27 protein-coding genes are annotated in these 21,927 nt (G+C 59.2%); 25 read left to right on the top strand and 2 right to left on the bottom strand.

The annotated features are described in order from the left end of the window. From HPQ62_RS02895 to HPQ62_RS02955, 13 genes are all read left to right on the top strand, one after another. On the top strand, positions 1–363 hold the full coding sequence (locus tag HPQ62_RS02895; RefSeq protein ID WP_174800984.1) for an HNH endonuclease signature motif containing protein: 363 nt from the start codon (positions 1–3) through the stop codon (positions 361–363). Continuing rightward, positions 360–851 (top strand): hypothetical protein, encoded by a 492-nt coding sequence (locus tag HPQ62_RS02900; RefSeq protein WP_174800985.1) that lies wholly within the window; start codon positions 360–362, stop codon positions 849–851. The genes HPQ62_RS02895 and HPQ62_RS02900 overlap by 4 nt, the downstream gene beginning before the upstream one ends. An 86-nt stretch (positions 852–937) precedes the next feature. Then, positions 938–1,255, top strand: a complete 318-nt coding sequence (locus tag HPQ62_RS02905; protein ID WP_174800986.1) for a head-tail connector protein — start codon at positions 938–940, stop codon at positions 1,253–1,255. A 1-nt stretch (position 1,256) separates the two neighbouring features. After that, on the top strand, positions 1,257–1,673 hold the full coding sequence (locus HPQ62_RS02910) for an HK97-gp10 family putative phage morphogenesis protein (RefSeq protein WP_174800987.1): 417 nt from the start codon (positions 1,257–1,259) through the stop codon (positions 1,671–1,673). After that, positions 1,673–2,089 carry a DUF3168 domain-containing protein gene (locus tag HPQ62_RS02915; RefSeq protein WP_174800988.1) on the top strand — a complete coding sequence of 139 codons (417 nt, stop codon included), beginning with the start codon at positions 1,673–1,675 and terminating at the stop codon, positions 2,087–2,089. Before HPQ62_RS02910 ends, HPQ62_RS02915 begins: the two co-directional genes overlap by 1 nt. Further along, a complete protein-coding gene (locus HPQ62_RS02920; protein ID WP_174800989.1) occupies positions 2,086–2,403 on the top strand; it encodes a phage head closure protein in 318 nt (105 codons plus the stop codon). Before HPQ62_RS02915 ends, HPQ62_RS02920 begins: the two co-directional genes overlap by 4 nt. Then, entirely contained in the window at positions 2,400–2,774 is a 375-nt protein-coding gene (locus tag HPQ62_RS02925) for a phage terminase small subunit P27 family (RefSeq protein WP_174800990.1), read from the top strand. Before HPQ62_RS02920 ends, HPQ62_RS02925 begins: the two co-directional genes overlap by 4 nt. Continuing rightward, entirely contained in the window at positions 2,752–4,362 is a 1,611-nt protein-coding gene (locus HPQ62_RS02930; RefSeq protein WP_174800991.1) for a terminase large subunit, read from the top strand. The genes HPQ62_RS02925 and HPQ62_RS02930 overlap by 23 nt, the downstream gene beginning before the upstream one ends. Continuing rightward, positions 4,362–6,272, top strand: coding sequence for a phage tail tape measure protein (locus HPQ62_RS02935; protein WP_174800992.1), 1,911 nt, complete (start codon positions 4,362–4,364; stop codon positions 6,270–6,272). The genes HPQ62_RS02930 and HPQ62_RS02935 overlap by 1 nt, the downstream gene beginning before the upstream one ends. Before the next feature lie 17 nt (positions 6,273–6,289). Beyond that, entirely contained in the window at positions 6,290–6,487 is a 198-nt protein-coding gene (locus tag HPQ62_RS02940; protein WP_174800993.1) for a hypothetical protein, read from the top strand. Beyond that, the gene (locus HPQ62_RS02945) at positions 6,484–7,152 is read left to right on the top strand and encodes a hypothetical protein (protein WP_174800994.1); all 669 of its coding nucleotides are present in this window, start codon (positions 6,484–6,486) and stop codon (positions 7,150–7,152) included. Before HPQ62_RS02940 ends, HPQ62_RS02945 begins: the two co-directional genes overlap by 4 nt. Next, the gene (locus HPQ62_RS02950; protein WP_174800995.1) at positions 7,152–7,496 is read left to right on the top strand and encodes a phage tail assembly chaperone; all 345 of its coding nucleotides are present in this window, start codon (positions 7,152–7,154) and stop codon (positions 7,494–7,496) included. The genes HPQ62_RS02945 and HPQ62_RS02950 overlap by 1 nt, the downstream gene beginning before the upstream one ends. 4 nt (positions 7,497–7,500) lie before the next feature. Next, on the top strand, positions 7,501–8,583 hold the full coding sequence (locus HPQ62_RS02955; protein WP_174800996.1) for a hypothetical protein: 1,083 nt from the start codon (positions 7,501–7,503) through the stop codon (positions 8,581–8,583). Here the strand turns inward: HPQ62_RS02955 and HPQ62_RS02960 are convergent. Both HPQ62_RS02960 and HPQ62_RS02965 read right to left on the bottom strand, forming a co-directional pair. Next, positions 8,580–8,846, bottom strand: coding sequence for a hypothetical protein (locus tag HPQ62_RS02960; protein ID WP_174800997.1), 267 nt, complete (start codon positions 8,844–8,846; stop codon positions 8,580–8,582). The genes HPQ62_RS02955 and HPQ62_RS02960 overlap by 4 nt on opposite strands. A 145-nt stretch (positions 8,847–8,991) precedes the next feature. After that, complete coding sequence (locus HPQ62_RS02965; RefSeq protein ID WP_174800998.1) at positions 8,992–9,225, bottom strand: hypothetical protein; 234 nt, start codon at positions 9,223–9,225, stop codon at positions 8,992–8,994. Between the two features lie 500 nt (positions 9,226–9,725). Between HPQ62_RS02965 and HPQ62_RS21165 the strand changes: the two genes are divergently transcribed. From HPQ62_RS21165 to HPQ62_RS03025, 12 genes are all read left to right on the top strand, one after another. Then, complete coding sequence (locus HPQ62_RS21165; protein ID WP_194246258.1) at positions 9,726–10,643, top strand: septal ring lytic transglycosylase RlpA family protein; 918 nt, start codon at positions 9,726–9,728, stop codon at positions 10,641–10,643. A 74-nt stretch (positions 10,644–10,717) separates the two neighbouring features. Next, a complete protein-coding gene (gene tmk, locus HPQ62_RS02975; RefSeq protein ID WP_174800999.1) occupies positions 10,718–11,377 on the top strand; it encodes a dTMP kinase in 660 nt (219 codons plus the stop codon). Continuing rightward, positions 11,370–12,398, top strand: coding sequence for a DNA polymerase III subunit delta' (locus tag HPQ62_RS02980; RefSeq protein ID WP_174801000.1), 1,029 nt, complete (start codon positions 11,370–11,372; stop codon positions 12,396–12,398). Before tmk ends, HPQ62_RS02980 begins: the two co-directional genes overlap by 8 nt. A gap of 106 nt (positions 12,399–12,504) precedes the next feature. Beyond that, on the top strand, positions 12,505–14,052 hold the full coding sequence (gene metG, locus HPQ62_RS02985) for a methionine--tRNA ligase (protein WP_174801001.1): 1,548 nt from the start codon (positions 12,505–12,507) through the stop codon (positions 14,050–14,052). Between the two features lie 10 nt (positions 14,053–14,062). Beyond that, a complete protein-coding gene (locus HPQ62_RS02990; RefSeq protein WP_174801002.1) occupies positions 14,063–14,842 on the top strand; it encodes a TatD family hydrolase in 780 nt (259 codons plus the stop codon). A gap of 4 nt (positions 14,843–14,846) precedes the next feature. Further along, positions 14,847–15,662, top strand: a complete 816-nt coding sequence (locus HPQ62_RS02995; protein WP_174801003.1) for an MBL fold metallo-hydrolase — start codon at positions 14,847–14,849, stop codon at positions 15,660–15,662. 294 nt (positions 15,663–15,956) lie between these two features. Continuing rightward, positions 15,957–17,051 carry an ABC transporter ATP-binding protein gene (locus tag HPQ62_RS03000; RefSeq protein ID WP_174801004.1) on the top strand — a complete coding sequence of 365 codons (1,095 nt, stop codon included), beginning with the start codon at positions 15,957–15,959 and terminating at the stop codon, positions 17,049–17,051. A 78-nt stretch (positions 17,052–17,129) separates the two neighbouring features. Next, positions 17,130–18,230, top strand: a complete 1,101-nt coding sequence (locus HPQ62_RS03005; protein ID WP_174801005.1) for an extracellular solute-binding protein — start codon at positions 17,130–17,132, stop codon at positions 18,228–18,230. A 226-nt stretch (positions 18,231–18,456) separates the two neighbouring features. Next, on the top strand, positions 18,457–19,650 hold the full coding sequence (locus tag HPQ62_RS03010; protein WP_206678048.1) for an ABC transporter permease: 1,194 nt from the start codon (positions 18,457–18,459) through the stop codon (positions 19,648–19,650). 10 nt (positions 19,651–19,660) lie between these two features. Next, positions 19,661–20,512, top strand: a complete 852-nt coding sequence (locus HPQ62_RS03015; RefSeq protein WP_174801006.1) for an ABC transporter permease — start codon at positions 19,661–19,663, stop codon at positions 20,510–20,512. A gap of 64 nt (positions 20,513–20,576) precedes the next feature. Continuing rightward, positions 20,577–21,383, top strand: a complete 807-nt coding sequence (locus HPQ62_RS03020; protein WP_244629531.1) for a DUF1295 domain-containing protein — start codon at positions 20,577–20,579, stop codon at positions 21,381–21,383. Then, positions 21,370–21,924 (top strand): hypothetical protein, encoded by a 555-nt coding sequence (locus tag HPQ62_RS03025; RefSeq protein WP_174801007.1) that lies wholly within the window; start codon positions 21,370–21,372, stop codon positions 21,922–21,924. Before HPQ62_RS03020 ends, HPQ62_RS03025 begins: the two co-directional genes overlap by 14 nt. Positions 21,925–21,927: the final 3 nt, after the last annotated feature.

The raw sequence follows: 21,927 nt of genomic DNA on the forward strand, positions 1-21,927 counted from the left end.
ATGCCGATGAAAGCCCCTCGCGTCTGTGGATACTGCGGCCTCACCCATATGACGGGTGAGCAATGCAGTCTCGTGGCCGCGCGGGACAAGGCCCGGAAGACCCGCTTCGACCGGAAGCGCCCGAACGCCCGCCAGCGTGGTTACACCGCACAATGGGAAAAGGAGAGCAAGGCTTTCCTGCTGGACTATCCCTTCTGCATCCGCTGCGGCGCTCATGCCCAACTGGTTGACCACAAGACCCCTCACAAGGGCGATCAGCGGCTCTTCTGGGACCGCACCAACTGGCAACCCCTATGCCATCACTGTCACAACAGCGCCAAGCAATCGGAAGAGCGGCGCACATCCAATGAGGTGAGACCATGAGCCTTTATGCAACGGCTGGTGCCAAGCTCTATATCGGCGGCACCAAAAGCCAGAAGAACAACGACTTCACGAGCGCTGATTTCACCGGTGAGACGTGGGTCGAGATCGCCAACCTTGAGAACCTGGGTTCTCTTGGCGACACATCTGAAACCGTAAGTTTTAACGCCATTGGTGAAAGCAGGACGAAGACCCTTAAGGGCCCGCGTTCGGCCGGAACAATGGAAGTGGTGTGTGGCATCAGCAATGACGATGCCGGCCAGCTCGCAGCGATCGCAGCTGAGAAGACGCCCTATGACTATGGTTTCAGGCTGGTGCTCAATGACGCCCCGCCATCCGGAAGCGACCCGACGCCATCAGAGCGCATGTTCATCGCCAAGGTGATGAGCGCATCCGAAGCCTTTGACGAAGCAAACAGCGTCATGAAGCTGAACATCTCCCTTGCGGTCAATTCGAATGTGGTGCGCATCGCCGCAGCGATGGGTGACTGACCGGGGGTGGTCTTGAACTTTCCGCGCCTGCTCGGGACCGGCGCGGGGAGGCAAACGCAAGATTTGACCGAAATGGAGTTTTGGCCATGGCGATCGTGACGCTTGAAGAATTTAAGGCACAGCTGAATTTCACGGATGACCTTGGAACTGCTGATGACGCCTTGATGGCGGTCAAGATTGCCGCAGCACAAGACCATATCGAGCGGTTGCTGGGGTACAAGATCGAAGAGGTCTACCCCGGCGCGCCCGACGATCCGGTACCGGCCTCCTTGTCGCAGGCCGTCCTGATGCTGGCCGCGCACTGGTACGAAAATCGCGAAACCGTGATTATCGGTGTCACGGCAATGCCGATGCCGCTGGGTGTGCAGGAAATCGTCCGCGAATATCGGGAATGGAGTTTCTGAAATGGCAGATGATGGCGGAATCTCCCGGCTGAAGCGGCGCTTGAATGCCATACCGAAAGAGGTTCGCGCGGCGGTCGATCCTTCATTGTTGAAATCAGGAAACGAGCTGGCAAGAACGGTCAAGCAACTTGCGCCAGAAGATAGTGGCGATCTGAAAAACAGCGTTGCTGTCACGGGCCCGAAGCAACAGACGCCGGCCTATTCTCAGCCCGGCGGCTCTCAGATCGTGGCCGAGAACACCGTTGCGGTGACGGTCGGAAATGAAGACGTGCGGTATCCACACTTGCTCGAATATGGAAGCACGAAGATGCCGGCGCAGCCGTTCTTCTGGCCGTCTGTTCGGCTCCTGAAAAAGCGCATCGCCAATCGTACTAAACGAGCCATTTCAAAGGCCGTCAGGCAGCATTGGGGCACATGATGGATGCTGAACTTGCACTCCAGAAAGCCGTACGCGATCGTCTGGTGACGACAGAAGACGTGGTTTCAAACGTGCCTGCTGGGCATATCTTGGACCGCAATGAGCGACCAGCCCCTGACCCGTCAATCATTATCGGAACGGGCCAGACCGTTGACGATGGCAACAGCATCGCCCGTGATCGTCATCACATCTACATGGACTTGCATATCTGGAAAAAGGAACCCAGCCTCACTGGCGTAAGGGCCATAGCCGGGGCGCTGCGATCAGCCCTGCATTCGTCAAAACTCGTGCTCGGCTCAGGTTATCACTGTGTTGACTGCCGCGTTGCATCCATGCGGTTCCTGCGCGACCCTGATGGCGAGACGAGCCACGCTGTTGTCAGCGTCGAAGCGATTGTAGTCGAGGTGTCCCAATGAGAGCGGGAAACCTCGACCGTACAATCACCATTCAGCGCTACACGAGCACCGTTGATGAATTCGGCGCACCCGTCTTCATCTGGCAAGACATTGCAACACTTCGCGGCCAGAAAGTCGAGTCAAGCACCGAGGAGTTCATCCGTGATTTCGGTGCCAGCGATGAGGCCGTGATCGTGTTTCGTACACGGTATATCGACGGCATTACCAATGCTGACCGTGTCGAATACGGCTCGGGGACGTACTTCAACATCAAAGGGTTGAAGGAGATCGGCCGGCGCAATGGTCTCGAAATCAGATGTGTGAGGCTGTCATGAAGGGAACGAAGCCCCACCTCGTTGTCGATAACGGGGCCATGCGGAAGGTTCCGCCGGCCCCCTCATGGCTGTCCGCCGACGCCAAGAAGGAATGGCGTCGTGTCATCCCGACTCTGGTTGAGCGCCGGATACTGACGACAGCCGATCTTGCCAGCCTTGAAAACTACTGTGTGTGCGTCGGTCGTATCCGAGAGGTGGAAGGCCAGATGCAGGCAACGGACGATCCTGAGATAACTGTGAAGCTATTCAGGGTTCAGGACAAGGCCATGCAGTCTGCCCGCCTGCTTGCCGCCGAACTGGGGCTGACCCCAGTTTCCCGTTCACGTCCAGCGATAAGGGATGATGACGATGATGATTCCCTCCTGGATTGATGACGGTTCCGAAATCCCCGATCCGTTCGGGTATGGCGAGCGCGCGGTGCAATGGCTACGCCGTCTGAAGCATCCGAAAAACCCGGCCTCCGGTCATCCGTTCCAGCTTGACCCGTGGCAAGAGCGCATAATCCGAAAGCTCTATGGTCCGCGCCATGAAGATGGTTCGCGCATCGTGCGCCGTCTTGTGCTTCTGTTGCCCCGTGGTGGTAGGAAGACCAGCCTTTGCGCCGGTATCACGCTGTTGCATCTGATGGGGCCGGAGCGCCTTCCCGGCGGTCTGACCGTCTCGGCGGCATCTGCCCATGAGCAGGCGATGGAGCTTTTCAACGAAGCGGCCATGATCGTGCAGGGCGATCGGCGCATGGAAAAGCACCTGTCCGTGCGTGAATACACCTCATCGATCAGCTTTCGAAAAGAGCGGTCGCGCTATATCGCCGTTGCTTCTGACGGAAAGGTGCAGCACGGCAAGACCCCGAATGTCGTTATCGCCGATGAGCTTCACGCATGGGAGGGCCGCGCCGGACAACGCCAGTGGGAAGCACTGGATAGTGCGCTTGTGAAGGTGCCGGGAACGCTGTTGATCGTCGCCACGACCAGCGGGCGAGGGCAGGAAAACCTTGCGTGGAAGACGGTTGAGTACGCCATCAAAGTCCAGAAGGGCGAGATAGAAGATCCCGCCACGTTGCCGGTGATCTTCATGTCGGAAGAGGGTGACGATTGGCAGGATGAAGCCACGTGGTTCGCCGTCAATCCCGGCATGAAGCACGGCTACCCCGATCTTGAGAGCTATCGGGACAAGGCCCGCAAGGCGATCAATTCACCTGCGGATCGCGACAGCTTTCTGCAGTACAACCTCAATCGCTGGCTCGATCATTCGTCGTCGCCGTTCGTGGAAATGTCGGTCTATGACGAAGGCCGGGGCGATGTTGATCTTGCCGACAAGGAAGCCACACAAGCGCCGTGCTGGCTGGGTGTGGACCTATCCTCCAACAACGACCTGACCGCCGTTGTCGCGGCATGGGGCGACCCTGAGGCCGGCTATGATGTCTGGCCGTGGTTCTTCTGCCCGGAAGACAATCTTCGCCGGCGCGCCGACAAGGATGGAGTGCCTTATCCCCAATGGGCGGAAGACGGGCACATTCTGCCCACCCCCGGCAACGTTGTCGATTTCCGCATGGTGGAAGACGAGATCCGGGAACTGTGCGCCCGCTTCAATGTGCGCGAGATCGCATTCGACCCGCACCTTGCGCGCAACATGCTGAACAACCTTCTGGATGATGGTTTCCCGGCTGTGGAGATGCGACAGGGATGGGTGACCATGGCACCCGCCGTCAAAGAGCTTGAGCGCGCCATTCTTGGCCGTCGCTTCCTGCATGGTGGTCATCCGATCTTGCGGTGGCATTTCGACAATATCGCAGTGGAAACCGACAAGGCCGGGAACAAGTCTTTCCACAAGGGCAAAAGCCGAGACCGTATCGACGGCGCGGTGGCATGTGCGATGGCCGTAGGAAGAGCCGCCGCAGGCAACAGCAACCTTTCGGTTTACGACAGTGCCGAATTTACCGAAGACATGGGGTATTTCTGATGGCCACCGACGAAGAACGGCTTGTGGTAATGCTTGAGGCGCGAATACGCGACTTCGAGAAGAACATGAGAAAGGCAGGGAGCACAGCGGACCGCAACTATGATCGGATGCGGAGGTCTTCCACCACTGCGACCAAGCGCATGGAAGCCGATATGGTTCGCTCTACGGCAACGATCAACAAGGCGCTGGCCTCCACCACGGCCCAGATTGGCACCTTCGGGAAGGCCTTTGCCGGCGGGCTTGTTGGTGGTCTCACGATCGCCGGATTAACCGCCGTCGTTTCCAAGGTCCAGGACGTCGCGGCGGGCGTCGCGGAGGTAGGTTATCAGGCCAAGATTGCCGGGGTTAATGTCGAGGCATTCCAGGAACTAAAATATGTTGCCGATCAGAACAGAATTGGCGTCGATGCACTGACCGATGGCTTGAAGGAAATGAACCTTCGGGCGGACGAGTTTATTTTCTCAAAGGGCAAAAGTGGGTCCGCTGCCGAGGCATTCAAACGTCTTGGGTATGACGCCGAGACCCTGGCTGAGAAATTGAAAAATCCGTCGGCGCTCTTCGCGGAGATTATCGGTCGCCTTCAGCAGCTGGACAAAGCGGCACAAATCCGGATCGCTGACGAAATCTTCGGCGGAACGGGTGGCGAAGAATTCGTCAAGCTGATCGAGGACGGGGAGGCCGGCATACGCGATGCGATAGATGCCGCTCATGATCTCGGCATCGTCATGGACGAAGACCTGATCGATAAAGCTGTAGAACTGGATAGGCAGTTTGGCATCGTCGCCGACACGGTTGGTACTGCTCTGAAGACGGCGATTGTTGAGGCTGCTTCCGCGCTTGCGTCGTTCATCGATCTGTTTCGTGAGTTCGAAAACCGGAGCACGCAAAGCCTTCAGGTCAAGCAGGCCCAGTTAGCGCGTGAACGCATTTCTCTGGAAAATCAGATACTGGAGACCCAAAGCAACCCGAACATGACCGATCAACAGCGCCGGCGTGTTCTGAACAACCTTAACCGGCAAAAGGTCGTGGCGGATGAAAAAGACGCCGAGATCACCGGTATATTGAACCAACGTCTTTATCCGGACGATGGCGGCGGAACCACAATGCTGCCTCCGATCACGGTTTCAACGGCGGGCGGCAGTGGAAGAGGCGGTAGAGGGAGGGGCCGTTCTTCGGACAGGGATCATCGTTCGGTCGAGCGCATGGTACAGGCGTTGCAGGATGAGCTTGCCATGCTCCAAATGACCGACCGTGAGAAAGAGGTTTACACCAACCTCAGGCGCGCCGGAGCCGCTGCGACGCAGGCTGAACAGGCAACCATTACGAGCCTCACAGAATCTCTTTACGACCAGAGTGCGGCACAAGAGAGAGCGGCCGAAACCGCGAAATTCTTCGGCGATATCGCTTCTGACAGCTTCTTGGCGATGATACCGGCCATTCAGACCGGAAACGCCGCGCTGGACAACATGATCAACAAACTTATCGAGGCCGCAGCGCAGGCCGCTTTGTTCGGCAGCGGACCGCTGGCAGGACTCTTCGGAGGAGGTGCTGGTCTTCTCGGTGGGCTGTTCGGTCTTCCCGCCCATGCATCCGGAACGCAGTTTGCGCCCGGGGGAATGTCTCTCGTGGGTGAGCGCGGCCCCGAGTTGGTAGACCTGCCGCGCGGATCAAAGGTGATCCCCAATCATCAACTCCCCTTAGTCGCACCGGGTCGCAGCTCTCAGAATGTGCATGTGACCGTGGGCGTTGCCGCCAACAGCCAAGGCTCTATCGCGCCTTACGTCGAGAGCGTCGTGGCCAAATCCGAAAAACGAACAAACGCTGCCATCTCCAAGAATCTTCGCGGCGAGGCCGCCCGTGCTGCCCATTATGACAGTCAGCGCCAGTTGAACAGGCCGGTCACTCGGTAATTCGAAAGGAAGCTTCAATGAGAGTATTCGCACTCGTTTTCATGATTTTTTTGGGTTCTTCGACTGCCGCGTTGGCCGAGCCTGCCAGCATCAGCGCGTTTCTCAGTAGTACGCTATTCACTATCGGCGGCGTCAGTGTCAGCGTGGCGCAGGCTTTGGGGATTGCGATCGTCACAGGTCCCTGCAAGGCCGTATTCCGGAGGAGAAAGAAATGAGCTCCGTGATCATCTTGCCGCAGCAGGATTGCATACACCTCGCCTGCGATACAGCGGCCTTCTTCAAAAGCCACTTCAGATACCACGCGGTGAAGGCTTTGCCGATACCGCACCTAAATGCCGTCGTGATGGTGAGGGGCAGTATCTCTCGGTCCAGAGAGATTTTTCTAATGGCCGGACAATGCAGCTCGCAAGACGAGCTTATCAGGGTGTTCCCCAAGAAACTCGATTACTTCCGCTACTCTTGGCGGCGCATCTTCCCCCGGATTCATCATTTTGATGTTGCGGTCGCAGGTGTGGGCATCGGTCGACATAGCGATCCCTTTTGCATCCACCTTTCAACTCAGGGGAGCGAGGGCGGTGCTGGGCCTTACGGGGTCACGACAATTGATGATGTGTTCGCGTCGCCTGAACCAAAAGGTGATCTGTGGAAACTGGTCGCCGGCTTTGACCGAGATAACGCCTTTGCGATGGGCTTCCCCGGCCTGAAAGGGACAACTGAAAATCTGGATGCTGCTTTGCTTCGGGTCTTCGAGGCTCAGCGCTATTCCGGCATGGTCGGAGGCGCGGCGGTTGTCTATACGATCAGAAGGGACGGCATCACAGCGCGTTTGCTGAAAGACTGGAAAATGCAGCGGGGCGATAAGCTCCGGGTGGGCGATTGATGCGGAACGACCAGAGGCTTGTCGAGGCAGTGAAGCGGAATCTTTCCGAGGGCAGGGGTGTCGCCATACCCGCCGGCGGCGGTCTGCTTTGGAATTGGTTTCTCGACCTCAGTCGAACGCGGACGTGGCATTCGTTCGGGCCGAACCCGATTTCCTATCTGGAGGTCGAGGCTTATTGCCGCCTGATGCGCTGGGAGATGCGACCGGATCACATCGCTACGCTGATGGCGATGGATGAGGCGTTCATTGAAAATACGCGCATCCAGCAGCAGCAAGGGCGGCGCGATGATCAGCATTCGACCCGGCAGCTAACAGCCGGCCTCTTTGACGCGATTTTCGGGTGATGTGATGAAAGCCGGTGGAGCAAAGCACGGGAACTGGAAAGACGGATACTGGGCGGGCTGGGACGAATACCGGCACGGCCCGAAAAAACGTCCGAAGCCACTGCCTCGCATCCTGAAAGGGCAGAAGAGGGAACGCACAGTCGAGTCCGTGATGGATATCTTGGATGACTTCCGCCTGACCCAATTCGAACACGAGGCCGATTGCCGCCACGGTCTCCGCGCGGCGCTCTGCCTCCAAGGTTTTGCCTGGAACCAATCAGATTATGAGGCCACACGAGTTGTCGAAGAGGCCTTGCAGCGGATAGGAGCAAAGCGTCCGACCTGGTATCAGGGCCAGAAATATTACACCCAGTCGCCGGACTTCTGTGCATGGTGCCAAGCGCCAATGGAAGACGTAGAGCGAACACGATCACAGCGCTTCTGCTCCAAGGAGTGCGCGAAAGCCGCGCTTGAGGCTCGTGCTACCAAAGACAGTAATATCAGAGACGCCACGATGCGTTCGGCCTATCGTCTCGTGGAGAAATTGGAAAACCCGCCGAAAGAGTGCATCTATTGCGGTAAAACGTTTTACAGCGATCGAAAGAGCGCCGATTTCTGTTCGCCCCGCTGTGTCTCTCGACACCAGAAAGGGGAAAGCCTCCTCCTTGAGCGTCAATGTGTGGAATGCGGAACTACATATCAGCCGACAAACCGAAACCAAATGTGTTGTTCGCTTAAGTGCCGAGGACTGCATCAGCATAAAGAGTGGAAGGTCAAATTTGCTGAAGAGACCCGTGCGTGTGCATTCTGCGATACGAGATTCCGCCCGACAACGCCCTATGCAAAATACTGCTCAAAACGCTGTGCCAAGCTAGTATCGAACCGTGCTTATCGCGAGAGGCAGGGCTATGCCGAGCACCACCTCAAATGTGAATGGTGCTCCAACGAGTTTGTTTCGAAAATGCCGTGGGCAAAATTCTGCTGTAGGCAGTGCAAACGGTCATCCGAGACGTTCCAGCGGAAGGTCGCGAAACTTCCACGCCTGCCCGTCCCGGACTCTCGACCGCTGACGCCGGAATTGTTCGACAGGCTGCTTCAGGCGGCTTAGCTATCCGATGATATCAGCTTGGCAAGCTCGTCCTCGCTGATCTTCCAATCTTTAGTTTCCGCAAGAGCGCGTTCGCAAATGTCGTGGAAGAACGCCCTTCCGACACGAAGGATATCTTCATCGGCGGTTTCGACGGGCACTTTGATGCTTGCCTTTAACCATTCATGGAAAGGACCGGTGGTTTGCCATGCAAATTCGACTATCCAATTCTCTCCGCTCTGCTCGATTCCCAAAAATTGTAGAGGCGTATCGGTATCTGACAATTTCATCTCCTGTGGGGTACATCTCTGAACTGTTAGAGTAGGCTTAATCTTTACGAGAAAGCGCGAAAACAAGGGTATCGGGCCTGTCCCCCCTTATTATAGCGCTTCGCAAATCGGTTTTCACGGATTCTAATGTGCGAACCGCTCAGAGGGAGCCACGCCCTCGCTTATGTCGGTTGCGCCATTTCTCCAGCGTAAGCATGTCGTCCCAGTTTTCTTTGCCGTCGGGAGCTTCGACTGAGGGTTCTATGCCTTCTTTTCCATTGGGGTAGATCGTAACCACGAGAGTCCTAAGATTGACCTGGATTGTTGCACCGCACTTTTTTGCGGCCTTAATCAACCGCTCAATATCTGCCTGCCTGAAATTCGCTTTGGTCATTGAGAACACCCCGAGAACAGGTTGCTACCATTTTGCTACCTAACACGGTAGCACAAAAGGATTCTATTGATGACGGAAGATGAGTGAGGCGCGTGAAACACCCAGCAATACGGGACGTTGCGGAATAGCGCGTGACAGTGAAGAACGGTCTTAACCGAATTTCAAGACCGGTGCCTTAAACCGCTCGGCCACTCCTCCTGAGCGGGCAATTCACGAATTATTTGTGTTTGCGATTTAGAGCTTGGCCTTTATCATCGTGTGCGAAGCATGGTCAATGCCGATGATCGTTTGCGGTTGTTTTCGCCCGGATTTGCGGACAAGCAGGAGCGGTCCGGGCCTTGTTCGGGCAATTGCGGGTTGCGCATTTTCGCCAATTTTGTTAACGCGCCACAATGACGCCATCAAGCATCCTCATAGGACAGCTTGACAAAATTTCAAGGTCCAGGGGTTCCGGCAAGCATATCCGCCGGAACATCGACATAGACGTAAGAAAGATTGGCATGACAGAATTCCGGTTTTCCACTTCGCTTGCGATGCTCGCTTTGACGGCATTGATGGCTTCGTGCACGACCGTTGCTTCTACAGCAGTCGACAGCAATGAAGAGGCCGCGAAACTCGCCGAAGCTGAAGCAAACAAGATTTCGGAGGCCGAGGCGCTCGCTTACCAGAAGATCGGCAAGCCCTATCAGGTACGCGGAACGTGGTACACGCCCAAGCAGGATACCAAGTATTCCAAGACCGGCCTTGCCTCCTGGTATGGCCCGAAATTCAACGGTGGCCGCACAGCAAGCGGCGAAATCTACGACATGAACCACCTCTCGGCCGCGCACAAGACGCTGCCGCTTCCGAGCTATGTGCGTGTCACCAATCTGGACAACAACACCTCCGTTGTCGTTCGCGTCAATGACCGTGGTCCTTTCGTATCTGGCCGGATCATCGATCTTTCGAAGAAGGCGGCGGAGATGCTGAAGGTCACCGGCCACGGCGTTGCCAATGTCCGCGTCGATTACGTCGGTCCCGCATCGAAGGATGCCGACGACATGGACTACCTGATGGCCTCCTATCAGAAGAAGGATGTGCCGGAAGGCGTCGATCCTGGCCGATTCGGAGATGTTCAGCTGGCAGCGGCTGAGCCTGCGCCGGCGGCGGCTGTTGATATGTCGGCCCCTATTGTTGTCGATGCCGCAGCAGAACCTGCCACATTGGTTGCCGCCGCCGCGCCCGCAGCCGAGGAAGCAACCGAGGTTGCTGTCGCAGTTGCAGCGGAGGCCGATACGGTCGCGCCAGAGGCCGCAAGCGCCAAGCTTGCCATGGTCGAGGAAGAAAAGCCCGTCGCAGCGAATGAAGCAAGCGCCGCGGCTGAGACCATCGTTGCTGAAAACACGGCGACAGTCGTTCCGATTCCGTTCAAGAGATAGCGTCTTCGGGGCTTTTGCCGGAAGACGAATTCCTCTAAACCCTGACGGACCGATCCGTCAGGGGAAAAGACAGCGTGAAAACCGGGCTATTTATCAGCTTTGAAGGTGGCGAGGGGGCCGGCAAGTCGACCCAGATCCGCCTGCTCGCTGCGCGGCTCACAAAGGCTGGCCGCAAGGTGGTCGTCACCCGCGAACCGGGTGGTTCGCCAGGCGCAGAGGCCGTGCGCCATGTGCTGCTGTCGGGCGCTGCCGAGCCATTCGGCGTTGGCATGGAAGTGATTCTCTTTGCCGCAGCCCGCAATGATCATGTCGAGGAGATCATCCGCCCCGCGCTTGCTGAAGGCAAGATCGTGCTCTGCGACCGGTTCATGGATTCCTCGCGCGTCTACCAGGGCGCGGCCGGCGGCCTGGATCCGGCCTTTGTCGCAACCGTGGAGCGCGTTGCCGTCGACGGCACCATTCCTGACCTCACGCTGATCTTCGATCTTGATGCCCTGGAAGGGCTCGAACGCGTGGCGGCGCGTTCGCCGGAAAAGGCGCTTGCCGGCACGCCGGACCGGTTTGAAAAGGATGATATCGCCGTTCATGAAGCGCGCAGAAAGGCTTTCCTGAAGATCGCCGAGGCTGAGCCGGTGCGCTGCCGCATCATTGCAGCCGATGGCGCGCCGGAAACGGTCGCGGAAGCCGTCTGGCAGGCCGTTTCCCCCCTGCTCGGGGAGAAAGTCCATGGCTGACGATCTCGTTCTGGAAGGCGCCATTCACCCCGCTGCCAATCCTCATCTCTACGGGCATGAAGAGGCCGAGGCCTATCTTGCCGCATCCTACAGAAGCGGAAAGGGCCATCACGCAATCCTGCTCGAAGGCGGTGAGGGCATCGGCAAGGCGACGCTTGCCTTTCGTTTCGCCAACCATGTGCTTCACTATCCCGATCCGAAGAGCGCCCCAGATCATATCATCGCCCCCGACCATTCTGCGCCGCTCACGCGCCAGATCATCGCCGGTGCGTCGCACGATCTTCTGCATCTTGAGCGCCCTGTGGATGTGAAGACCGGCAAGCGGCGAAGCGCTATCACGGTGGATGAGGTCCGCCGGGCAGGGCATTTCCTGTCGCAGACGTCTGGCACCGGCAACTGGCGGATCGTGATCGTCGATGCCGCCGACGACCTGAACCGATCGGCGGCGAACGCGATTCTCAAGATCCTGGAAGAGCCGCCCAGACATGCGATGTTCCTGCTGATTTCGCATACGCCGGGAAGGCTGTTGCCCACGATCCGCTCGCGCTGCCTGCCGCTTCGGTTGCGGCCGCTTCACGAGGATGACCTGGTGCGCGCCCTTGGCGCGCTTGGCGTCCATGCCGCGGGCGAGGAGCAGGCGCGTCTGGCGGAGCTTGCCAATGGCAGCGTCTCGGAAGCGTTGAAGCTCGTCAATTATGGCGGCGGCGAGATCATCGACAGCTACCGCGCCACGCTCGAGGGCGGCGATGGCGAGGCGCGGCTGACGATGCACAAGCTTGCTGACGCCATGGCCAAGCGTGAAAACGAGGTCGTGCTCGATTTCCTGATGAGCCACATCGATGAGGATATCAAGGCGCGGGCACGGGCCGCAGCGCTTGCCGGCGATCTTGAAAAGGCCGAACGGCTTGCCGCATTCTCCTCTGCGGTGACGGGGGAGGTCGCCGAGGCCGAGGCGTTCAATCTTGACCGCAAGCAGCTGGTGCTCGATCTGCTCGCCCGGATACGCGCCGCCGTCAATTGAGAGCAGCCTTCCTCCGGTTTGACTTGATGCTCGGCGACAGTGGGGTTAAGACCGGGCAAACAACCGGCGCGGCAGCCGGCAAGAACAGCGCAGACGGACACCGGACATGACCGACCAGGGCAATAATTTCTACATCACGACGCCGATCTTCTACCCGAACGGCTCCCCGCATATCGGTCATGCCTACACGATGATTGCGACCGATGTGCTGGCGCGTTTCGCACGCCTCGACGGCAAGAATGTGCGTTTTCTGTCCGGGACGGACGAACATGGCCAGAAGATGCAGCAGACAGCCGAAAAACAGGGCATCGCCCCGATCGAGCTGGCCAACCAGAACTCGGCCGTGTTCCGGACCCTGCTCGAAAAGCTGAACTGCTCAAATGACGACTATATCCGCACCACCGAGGAGCGTCACCGCATCGCGGTTCAGGCGCTCTGGAAGCGGATGGAAGACAACGGCGACATTTATCTCGGCAAGTATGGCGGCTGGTATTCGGTGCGTCAGGAAGCCTATTTCGACGAGGGCGAAACCACCGTCGGCGAAGACGGCGTGCGCCGCGAACCGCTCGGTTCGCCGGTGGAATGGGTCGAGGAAGAGAGCTATTTCTTCAAGCTGTCGGCCTATGGCGACAGGCTGCTCGAATATTACGACGCCCATCCCGATTTCATCGGCCCGAACGAGCGCCGCAACGAGGTTGTCTCCTTCGTCAAGTCCGGCCTGAAGGACCTGTCGATCTCCCGCACGACCTTCGACTGGGGCATCCCCGTACCCGGCAATCCCGATCACGTCATGTATGTGTGGGTCGATGCGCTGACGAACTACATCACGGCGCTCGGCTTCCCGGATGAAAATGCGGCTCTCTGGGATTTCTGGCCCGGCATTCACATCATCGGCAAGGACATCATCCGCTTCCATGCTGTCTACTGGCCGGCCTTTCTGATGTCGGCAGGCGTGGCGCTGCCGAAGCGCGTCTATGCCCACGGCTTCCTGCTCAACAAGGGCGAGAAGATGTCGAAGTCGGTCGGCAATGTCGTCGATCCGTTCAACCTGGTCGAGCATTTCGGCCTCGACCCGATCCGCTATTTCTTCCTGCGCGAGGTCTCCTTCGGGCAGGACGGCAGCTATAGCGACGAGGGGATCGGCACGCGCATCAACTCCGATCTTGCCAATGGCATCGGAAACCTTGCCAGCCGCTCGCTGTCGATGATCGTCAAGAATTGCGACGGTCAGGTGCCGGTTTGCGGCGCTCTGTCCGACGAAGACAAGGCCATGCTTGCCACCGCCGACGGCGTGGTTGAAACGGTCCGGGGCGAGATGGACAAGCTTGCCATCCACCGCGCGCTTGCCGCGATCATCGCCGTGGTCTCCGAGGCCGACCGCTATTTCGCCGGCCAGGAGCCCTGGGCGCTGAAGAAGACGGATCCGGAACGGATGGCGACGGTTCTTTACGTGACGGCCGAAGTGGTGCGCCAGATCGCGATCCTGCTGCAGCCCGCCATGCCGGAATCGGCTGCAAAACTGCTCGATCTGCTGGTGATCCCGGAAACCGAGCGTTCCTTTGCGCATCTGGGAGAGGCGGGCCGTCTGAAGGCTGGCACGCCGCTGGAAAAGCCGGCTCCGGTCTTCCCGCGCTATGTCGCGCCCGAGGAATAGAAAGACTTTCATGCTGATCGATACCCATTGCCATCTCGACTTCCCGGATTTCGACAGCGAGCGGGATGATCTCGTCGCCCGCGCCAGAGAGGCTGGCGTGGCGCAGATGGTGACGATCTCGACGCGCGTTAAGAAGTTTCCGCAAGTCCTTGTGATTGCGGAGAAATACGAAAATGTGTTCTGCTCGGTCGGCACCCATCCCGCCAATGCCGATGAGGAACTCGACATTTCGGTCGAGGATCTGGTCGGCCTGACCGCCCATGAAAAGGTGGTCGCGATCGGCGAGGCCGGGCTCGACTATCATTACGAGCCTGAGAAGGCCGAAGCCCAGAAGATCGGCCTGAGGCGCCACATCGATGCCGCCCGCCGGACCGGGCTGCCGCTGGTGATCCACAGCCGCGACGCCGATGACGACATGAAGGCGATCCTGACCGAGGAGACCGAGGCGGGCGCCTTTCCCTTCATCCTGCATTGTTTCTCATCCGGCAGGGCTTTGGCCGAAACCGGGGTGGCCCTTGGCGGTTATGTCTCGTTCTCCGGCATCCTCACCTTCAAGAATTCGCAGGAGATCCGCGATATCGCCGCCGACGTTCCGATGGACCGGCTTCTGGTGGAAACCGATGCCCCCTATCTTGCGCCGACGCCGTTCCGCGGAAAGCGCAACGAGCCTTCCTATGTGGTCAACACCGCACGGGTGCTTGCTGAGGTGAAAGGTGTGAGCGAGGCAGAGATTGCGCGCATCACCACGGAAAATGCCTTCCGCTGCTTTTCCAAGATGAAGCGGGTCTGAAACCGTGGGATACCGCCAGCGCTTCACCATTCTCGGCTGCGCGTCTTCGCCCGGCGTTCCGCGGATCGGGGGAGACTGGGGCGCTTGCGATCCTGACAATCCGAAGAACCGACGTACGCGCACGGCGCTACTGGTCGAACAGATTGCGCCCGATGGCGGCGTGACGACGGTGGTGATCGACACCGGGCCCGACTTTCGCGAGCAGATGGTGCGCACTGGCGTCAAGCGCATCGATGCGGTGATCTATACGCACGCCCATGCCGATCACCTGCATGGCATCGACGACATTCGCGGCTATTTTCACACCCAGCGCAAGCGCATCCCGATCTATGCGGAGCCGGTGACGATGGGCCGCATTCTTGACGGTTTCGCCTACTGCCTGACCACGCCGGAGGGAAGCGCCTATCCGCCGATCGCCGAGCCGCATGTCATCGACGATCTCGAAACGCCGGTGGTGATCGAGGGGCCGGGCGGTGTTATTCGTCTTTCACCTTTCGCGCAGCAGCATGGCGACATCGTTTCCCTCGGCTTCCGCATCGGCAATGTCGCCTATTGCACCGATGTCAGTGATTTTCCTGCAAAGGCAATCAAGAAGCTTGGCGACCTCGATCTCATCATCATCGATGCGCTCCAGTATGAGCGCCATCCAAGCCACCTTTCGCTCACGCAGGCGCTTGAATGGATCGAGCGCTTCGGCGCCAGACGCGCGGTGTTGACGCACATGCATGTGCCGCTCGACTACGACACCGTGATGGCGGAAACCCCCGACCACGTCGAACCCGGCTATGACGGGCTCACGATCGAAGTCGAATCGATCTGACTGCCGCCCCTCTGTAACACCCATGTCGCAAATCGGCGCATGAGGCATCCTTGGGTGCAGTACACTCTCCTGACCTGCAAACGCGGCATGGCTCGGCTCTTCTCGCCGCTCGGTGGCGTTAGACGAAAGTCGTAAACCAGCGCTCCGGACCCCGCGTTTTCAGGCGAAATCGGCCTTCATGCATCAAGAACATGAATTTTGAGGTTGATTTGAGGAGCGTGAATTGCAGTATTGGGTACGGACTGCCTAAAAATCGCGCAAGAGAAAGCGATAGGCAAAACAGATGGGGACAATATGGCGAGTAACCGTGGCGCATCGGTTAAGTACGAGAATGTTCAAAAAAGCTATGATGGCGAAAGCCTTGTCGTCAAACGCCTGAACCTGGATATCCCGCCAGGCGAATTTCTGACGATGCTGGGCCCTTCGGGGTCGGGAAAGACAACCTGTCTCATGATGCTCGCAGGGTTCGAGCCTGCGACCGGCGGCGAAATTTACCTCAACGAGCGACCGATCAACAACGTGCCCCCGCACAAGCGCGGCATCGGCATGGTGTTCCAGAACTACGCTCTGTTCCCGCACATGACGGTCGCCGAGAACCTCGCCTTTCCGCTGCAGCTCAGGAAGATGAGCAAGTCGGAGCAGGAGGAGAAGGTCAAGCGCGCGCTCGACATGGTTCAGCTTGGCCGTTTCGGCAATCGCCGCCCGGCCCAGCTTTCCGGCGGCCAGCAGCAGCGCGTGGCGGTCGCCCGAGCACTCGTGTTCGATCCGGAACTGGTGCTGATGGATGAGCCGCTCGGCGCGCTCGACAAGCAGCTTCGCGAGCAGATGCAGTACGAGATCAAGCACATTCACGACAATCTCGGCGTCACCTTCGTCTACGTCACCCACGACCAGACCGAGGCGCTGACGATGTCGGACAGGGTCGCTGTGTTCAATGACGGCATTGTCCAGCAGCTTTCTCCGCCTGACGCGCTCTATGAGCATCCGGGCAATTCGTTCGTCGCCCAGTTCATCGGCGAAAACAACACGCTCCATGGCACGGTGACATCGATCGATGGCAATGAATGTACCGTCAAGGTCGAGGATGGCACTACGCTGGTGGCCGAAAAGGTAAATGTCGCCAGCGAAGGCGACCGCACCACGCTGTCGCTGCGACCCGAGAGGGTGGAGCTGATCGCGCCCGAAAATGTCGAGAACAAGGTGACCGGCCGTATCGAGGAGCTCATCTATCTCGGCGACCACATCCGCGTGAGGATGAGCGTGTGCGGCAATGACGAATTCATCGTGAAGGTCAGGAACCGCGGCGAACGTTGGGATCTCGAGGTCGGTCAGACGCGGACGGTCGGTTTTGCCGCACGCGACTGCAAGGCGCTCGATTACGCCGCCTGACTTTCGATGAGCAGGCCGGCCGCTGCTGTGGCCGGCCGGATAAACGCAACCAGTCAAAACGTAAGAAGGGGAACTTCTATGAAACTTCGTACCGTGATTCTGGCCTCCGCCGCGACGGTGGCCATGGGCAATGCGGCACTCGCCGAGGACCTGACGATCGTCTCCTGGGGCGGCGCCTATTCGGCCTCGCAGGACAAGGCCTATCACCAGCCCTATATGGCTGAAAATCCGGACGTGACGATCATCAACGACGAATCCTCCAACGAGGCCGTCGCCAAGCTGCGCGCGATGAACGAGACCGGCAACATCACCTGGGACATCGTCGACGTCGAGGGCCCGGACAGCCAGCGTCTTTGCGACGAGGGCCTTGCCATGGAAATCGACCTCAACGAATGGACCGCTCCCGCACCTGACGGCGGAACCGCCGTGGCCGACTTCGGCGATGCCGTGATCAACGACTGCTTCATCCCGCAGATCGTGTTCTCGACCACCTTCGGCTACCGCACCGATGTCGCCGCCTGGAACGGCAAGGAGCCGGAAGATCTCTGCGCAATCTTCGACACCGATACCTTCCCGGGCAAGCGCGCGCTCGAAAAGCGCCCGAAGAAGAACCTCGAATGGGCGCTGATCTGCGACGGCGTTGCCAAGGCGGATCTCTATGACGTCCTGTCCACGCCCGAAGGCGTCGACCGCGCGCTCGCCAAGCTCGACACCATCAAGGACGACATCATCTGGTGGTCCGCCGGCGCCGAAACGCCGCAGCTTCTCGCCGATGGCGAAATCGTGATGGGCTCGACCTATAACGGCCGTCTGTTCAGCGTGATTGCCGAGCAGGATCAGCCGGTGAAGATGCTGTGGGACTGGCAGGTGTTCGATTATGACGGCTGGGTGATCCCCGCCGGCCTCTCGGACGAGAAGCTTGCGCTGGTGAAGGACTACATCATGTTCGCCACCGATACCCAGCGCCTCGCCGATCAGGCCAAGTACATCTCGTACGGCCCGGCCCGCGCTTCCTCGCAGCCGCTCGTCGGCGACCACGCCGATCTCGGCATTCCGATGGCCGAGCATATGCCGACCAACCCGGACAACATGGGCAACTATCTGGTCAACAACATCCTGTGGTGGGCCGACAACCAGGACGACGTGGAGCAGAAGTTCCAGGCCTGGCTCGCCCAGTAACGCCGAGAGCGCGCCCGCAAGAGCCGGGCGCATCTCGGGACTGCGGTCCTGAATATTCCTGCCCCGATGTGTCGGGGCAGGGAGCCGATTGGGGAAGGCGGCGGCGCGGCCGTTTTCCGCAATCCGCTCCAGACCAAATAAAAAAACAGGGGAACAGAACGGCGTGGCTGAGCAACAAATCCTGACCGGCGAGGGAAAGCCGCTCAAACAGGCGTTGAGGAAGGCGTTGCGGCGCGAGAAGATGCGCTCGCTTTTGCTGATCGCGCCTCTCCTGGCTTTCGTCCTCGTCGCCTTCATCGCACCGATTGCCGACATGCTGTTCCGCTCGGTCGAAAACAACATCGTCGCCGATACCCTGCCGAAGACCACGCTTGCGCTTCGGGACTGGGATGCCTCCACCGGCGATCTGCCGGACGAGGCGACCTTTGTGGCGCTCTATGACGATCTGACCGTGGCTGTCGAAGAAAAGACCCATACCCGCCTCGGCTCGCGGCTCAACTACGAGCAGGCCGGCATGTCGAGCCTGTTCCGCAAGGCCGGGCGCACGGTGAAGAAGATCGAGCCGGGCTCGCCCGACATCAAGGGGCAGCTGATCGAATCCGACAGGGATTGGGGCAATCACGATACCTGGACGGTTCTGAAGATGTATTCACCGGCTTATACGCCGGGTTATTTCCTCAACGCCGTCGACGCCGAAATGGGCCCTGACGGCATCGGCATGAAGCCGGAGAACGAGCGGATCTATCTGTTCCTGTTCGGCCGCACGCTGATGCTGTCGATGATCATCACCTGTTCGTGCCTGGTGCTCGGCTATCCGATCTCCTACCTTCTGTCGCATCTGCCGCTGGCGCGCGCCAACCTGTTGATGGTGCTGGTGCTGCTGCCGTTCTGGACCTCGCTCCTGGTGCGCACATCCGCTTGGAAGGTGCTTCTGCAGACGCAGGGCGTGATCAATGATCTGCTGGTATGGGCGGGAATTGTCGACAATGCCAACCGGCTGGTGATGATCAACAATGCCACCGGCACGATCATTGCCATGACCCATATCCTGCTGCCCTTCATGATCCTGCCGCTCTATTCGGTGATGAAGACGATTTCGCCGACTTACGTGCGGGCCGCCCGCAGCCTTGGCGCAACAAGCTGGACGGCGTTCTGGCGGGTCTACTTCCCGCAGTCCGTGCCCGGCATCGGCGCCGGCGCGGTGCTCGTCTTCATCCTGTCGATCGGCTACTACATCACGCCGGAACTGGTCGGCGGCACGTCCGGCATCTTCATCTCGAACCGGATCGCCTATCACATTTCGAGTTCGCTCAACTGGGGGCTTGCAGCCGCGCTCGGCACGCTCCTCCTCGTCGTCGTGATGTTCATGTTCGTGCTCTACGACAAGATCGTCGGCATCGACAATGTGAAGCTCGGATAGGAGAGGGACCATGGCCATTCACCCCTATGATTCGCCGCTCGAGAAGATCTGGCACTATGTGTTCCTGGTCATTTGCGGCCTGATCTTCTTTTTCCTGATCTTCCCGATCATCGTGATCATTCCGCTCAGCTTCAACGCGGAGGATTTCTTCACCTTCACGCCGAAGATGCTGGCGCTCGATCCGTCGGGTTACTCGTTCAAGCACTATCAGGATTTCTTCACCAATCCCGACTGGCAGCAGGCGCTTTGGAACTCGGTGATCATCGCGCCCATGGCGACGCTGCTTGCGACCGGCTTCGGAACGCTGGCGGCGATCGGCCTTGCGCGCAGCCACGTGCCGTTCCGCGGCGCGATCATGGCGATCCTGATTTCCCCGATGATCGTTCCGCTGATCATTTCCGCGGCGGGCATGTATTTCTTCTATTCCCGCGTTGGCCTTCAGGGCACCTATTGGGGCGTGGTGCTCGCCCATGCCGTGCTTGGCACCCCGTTCGTGATCATCACCGTGACCGCAACCATGGTCGGCTTCGACCGTTCGCTGGAGCGGGCGGCAGCAAGCCTCGGCGCTAATCCGGTCACGACCTTTTTCAAGGTCCAGATGCCGCTGATCCTGCCGGGCGTGATTTCCGGCGCGCTGTTTGCCTTCATCACATCATTCGACGAAGTGGTGGTCGTTCTGTTCCTGGGCTCGGCCTCGCAGAAGACGCTGCCCTGGCAGATGTTCACGGGCCTGCGCGAACAGATATCGCCGACCATCCTGGCCGTCGCCTCGATCCTGGTCACTTTGTCGGTCATCCTGCTGACATTCCTGGAAGTGATGCGCCGGCGGTCGGAACGGCAGCGCGGTCTTTCGCCGGGCTGATCGATCCAGAAGGGCGTGCGGGACGTAGTGCTGTGCATAAGCACACGCATGATCGGAGAGGGCATTGTCCATCACACTTCTGGTTCTGGTTTTCATCTTCATCTGCGCAGGGATGACCGGCGCATGGGCCGTTCAGCGCATGACCGGCAACAGCGGCTGGATCGATGCGATCTGGTCTGCGCTTACCGGGCTTGCGGGTCTTGCCGTGATCGTGTTCTCCGAAGGAGGGGATCCGGCGCGCAAATGGCTCGCAGGCGTTCTGGTGGGCCTCTGGGCTGCCCGTCTTGCCGGTCACATCTTCAGCCGCAGCACCAAGATCAAGGATGATCCCCGCTATGCGAAGCTGATGGAGGAATGGGGCGAAAACGCAAGCTTCCGGCTCTGGTGGTTCCTGATGATCCAGGCCTTTGCCACCTTCGTGCTGACCCTGTCGATCTACGCCGCCATTCTCAACCCTGCGCCCTTTGCCGGCGTGCTGGATTGGGTGGCGCTCGCCATCGCCATCATCGCAATTGCCGGTGAGGGCACGGCGGACTGGCAGCTCACCAGGTTCAAGCGTGAAAAACCGGAAGGCAAGAAGGTCTGCGATATCGGCCTCTGGGGCTATTCCCGCCATCCCAACTACTTCTTCGAGTGGCTCTGGTGGTGCGCCTGGCCCTGCATGGCGCTTGCCGGGTTTGAGGCCATCCTTCCTGTCCTCGTCTCGCTGCTCGCGCCGATCATGATGTACTGGCTGCTGAACCATGTCTCCGGCATTCCGTTCCTCGAGAAACACATGGAAGAAAGCCGCGGCGATGCGTTTCGCGCCTACAAGGCGCGGGTAAATGCCTTCTTTCCCGGCCCGCCGAAGTCCGGCCATGGCGAATCGTAACCAGAGCCCGCGCGCCGGTGACGGCGCGCATCCGGCTCCGGACGCGCTTGCCAGCGCGGCTGGTGCCGTCGGGCTGGTCATCGCCCTCAACAAGCCAGTCTATCCGCTCTATGTCTGGTTCGTGGCCGAAAGCGCGCTTCATGCCTCGCTGCTCGCAGCCCTCACGATGCCGCTTTATCTCGCGGTCTGGTTTCTCGCAAGAAAGGGCTGGAGCCTTACAGCGCGCATGGGCGTCGTGCTCGTCGGCACGGCTGATACCGTGATGATTGCGTTTCTGATGGGCCAGGACAGCGGCACGCTCGCCTTTCTGTTTGCCTGTATCATGCTCGGCGGACAGGCATTCTATGCCTCGGAGCGCTGGCTTTCCCGCACACTGATCGCGCTTCCGTTCGTAGCGCTGGCGCTGCTTTATGGCAGGATCGGCGCGCCATTCGTGTCCATCCAGCAAGAGGACATGGAAGGGCTTCGCTACCTCAACATCACGGGCGCCGCGGGCCTTGCGGCCTTCATTGCCCTTCGCTTTCCGCGCAGAGAGGCCTGACCG

The sequence above is a fragment of the Martelella limonii genome (assembly GCF_013344475.1).
In the GTDB taxonomy this organism is placed as follows: domain Bacteria; phylum Pseudomonadota; class Alphaproteobacteria; order Rhizobiales; family Rhizobiaceae; genus Martelella; species Martelella limonii.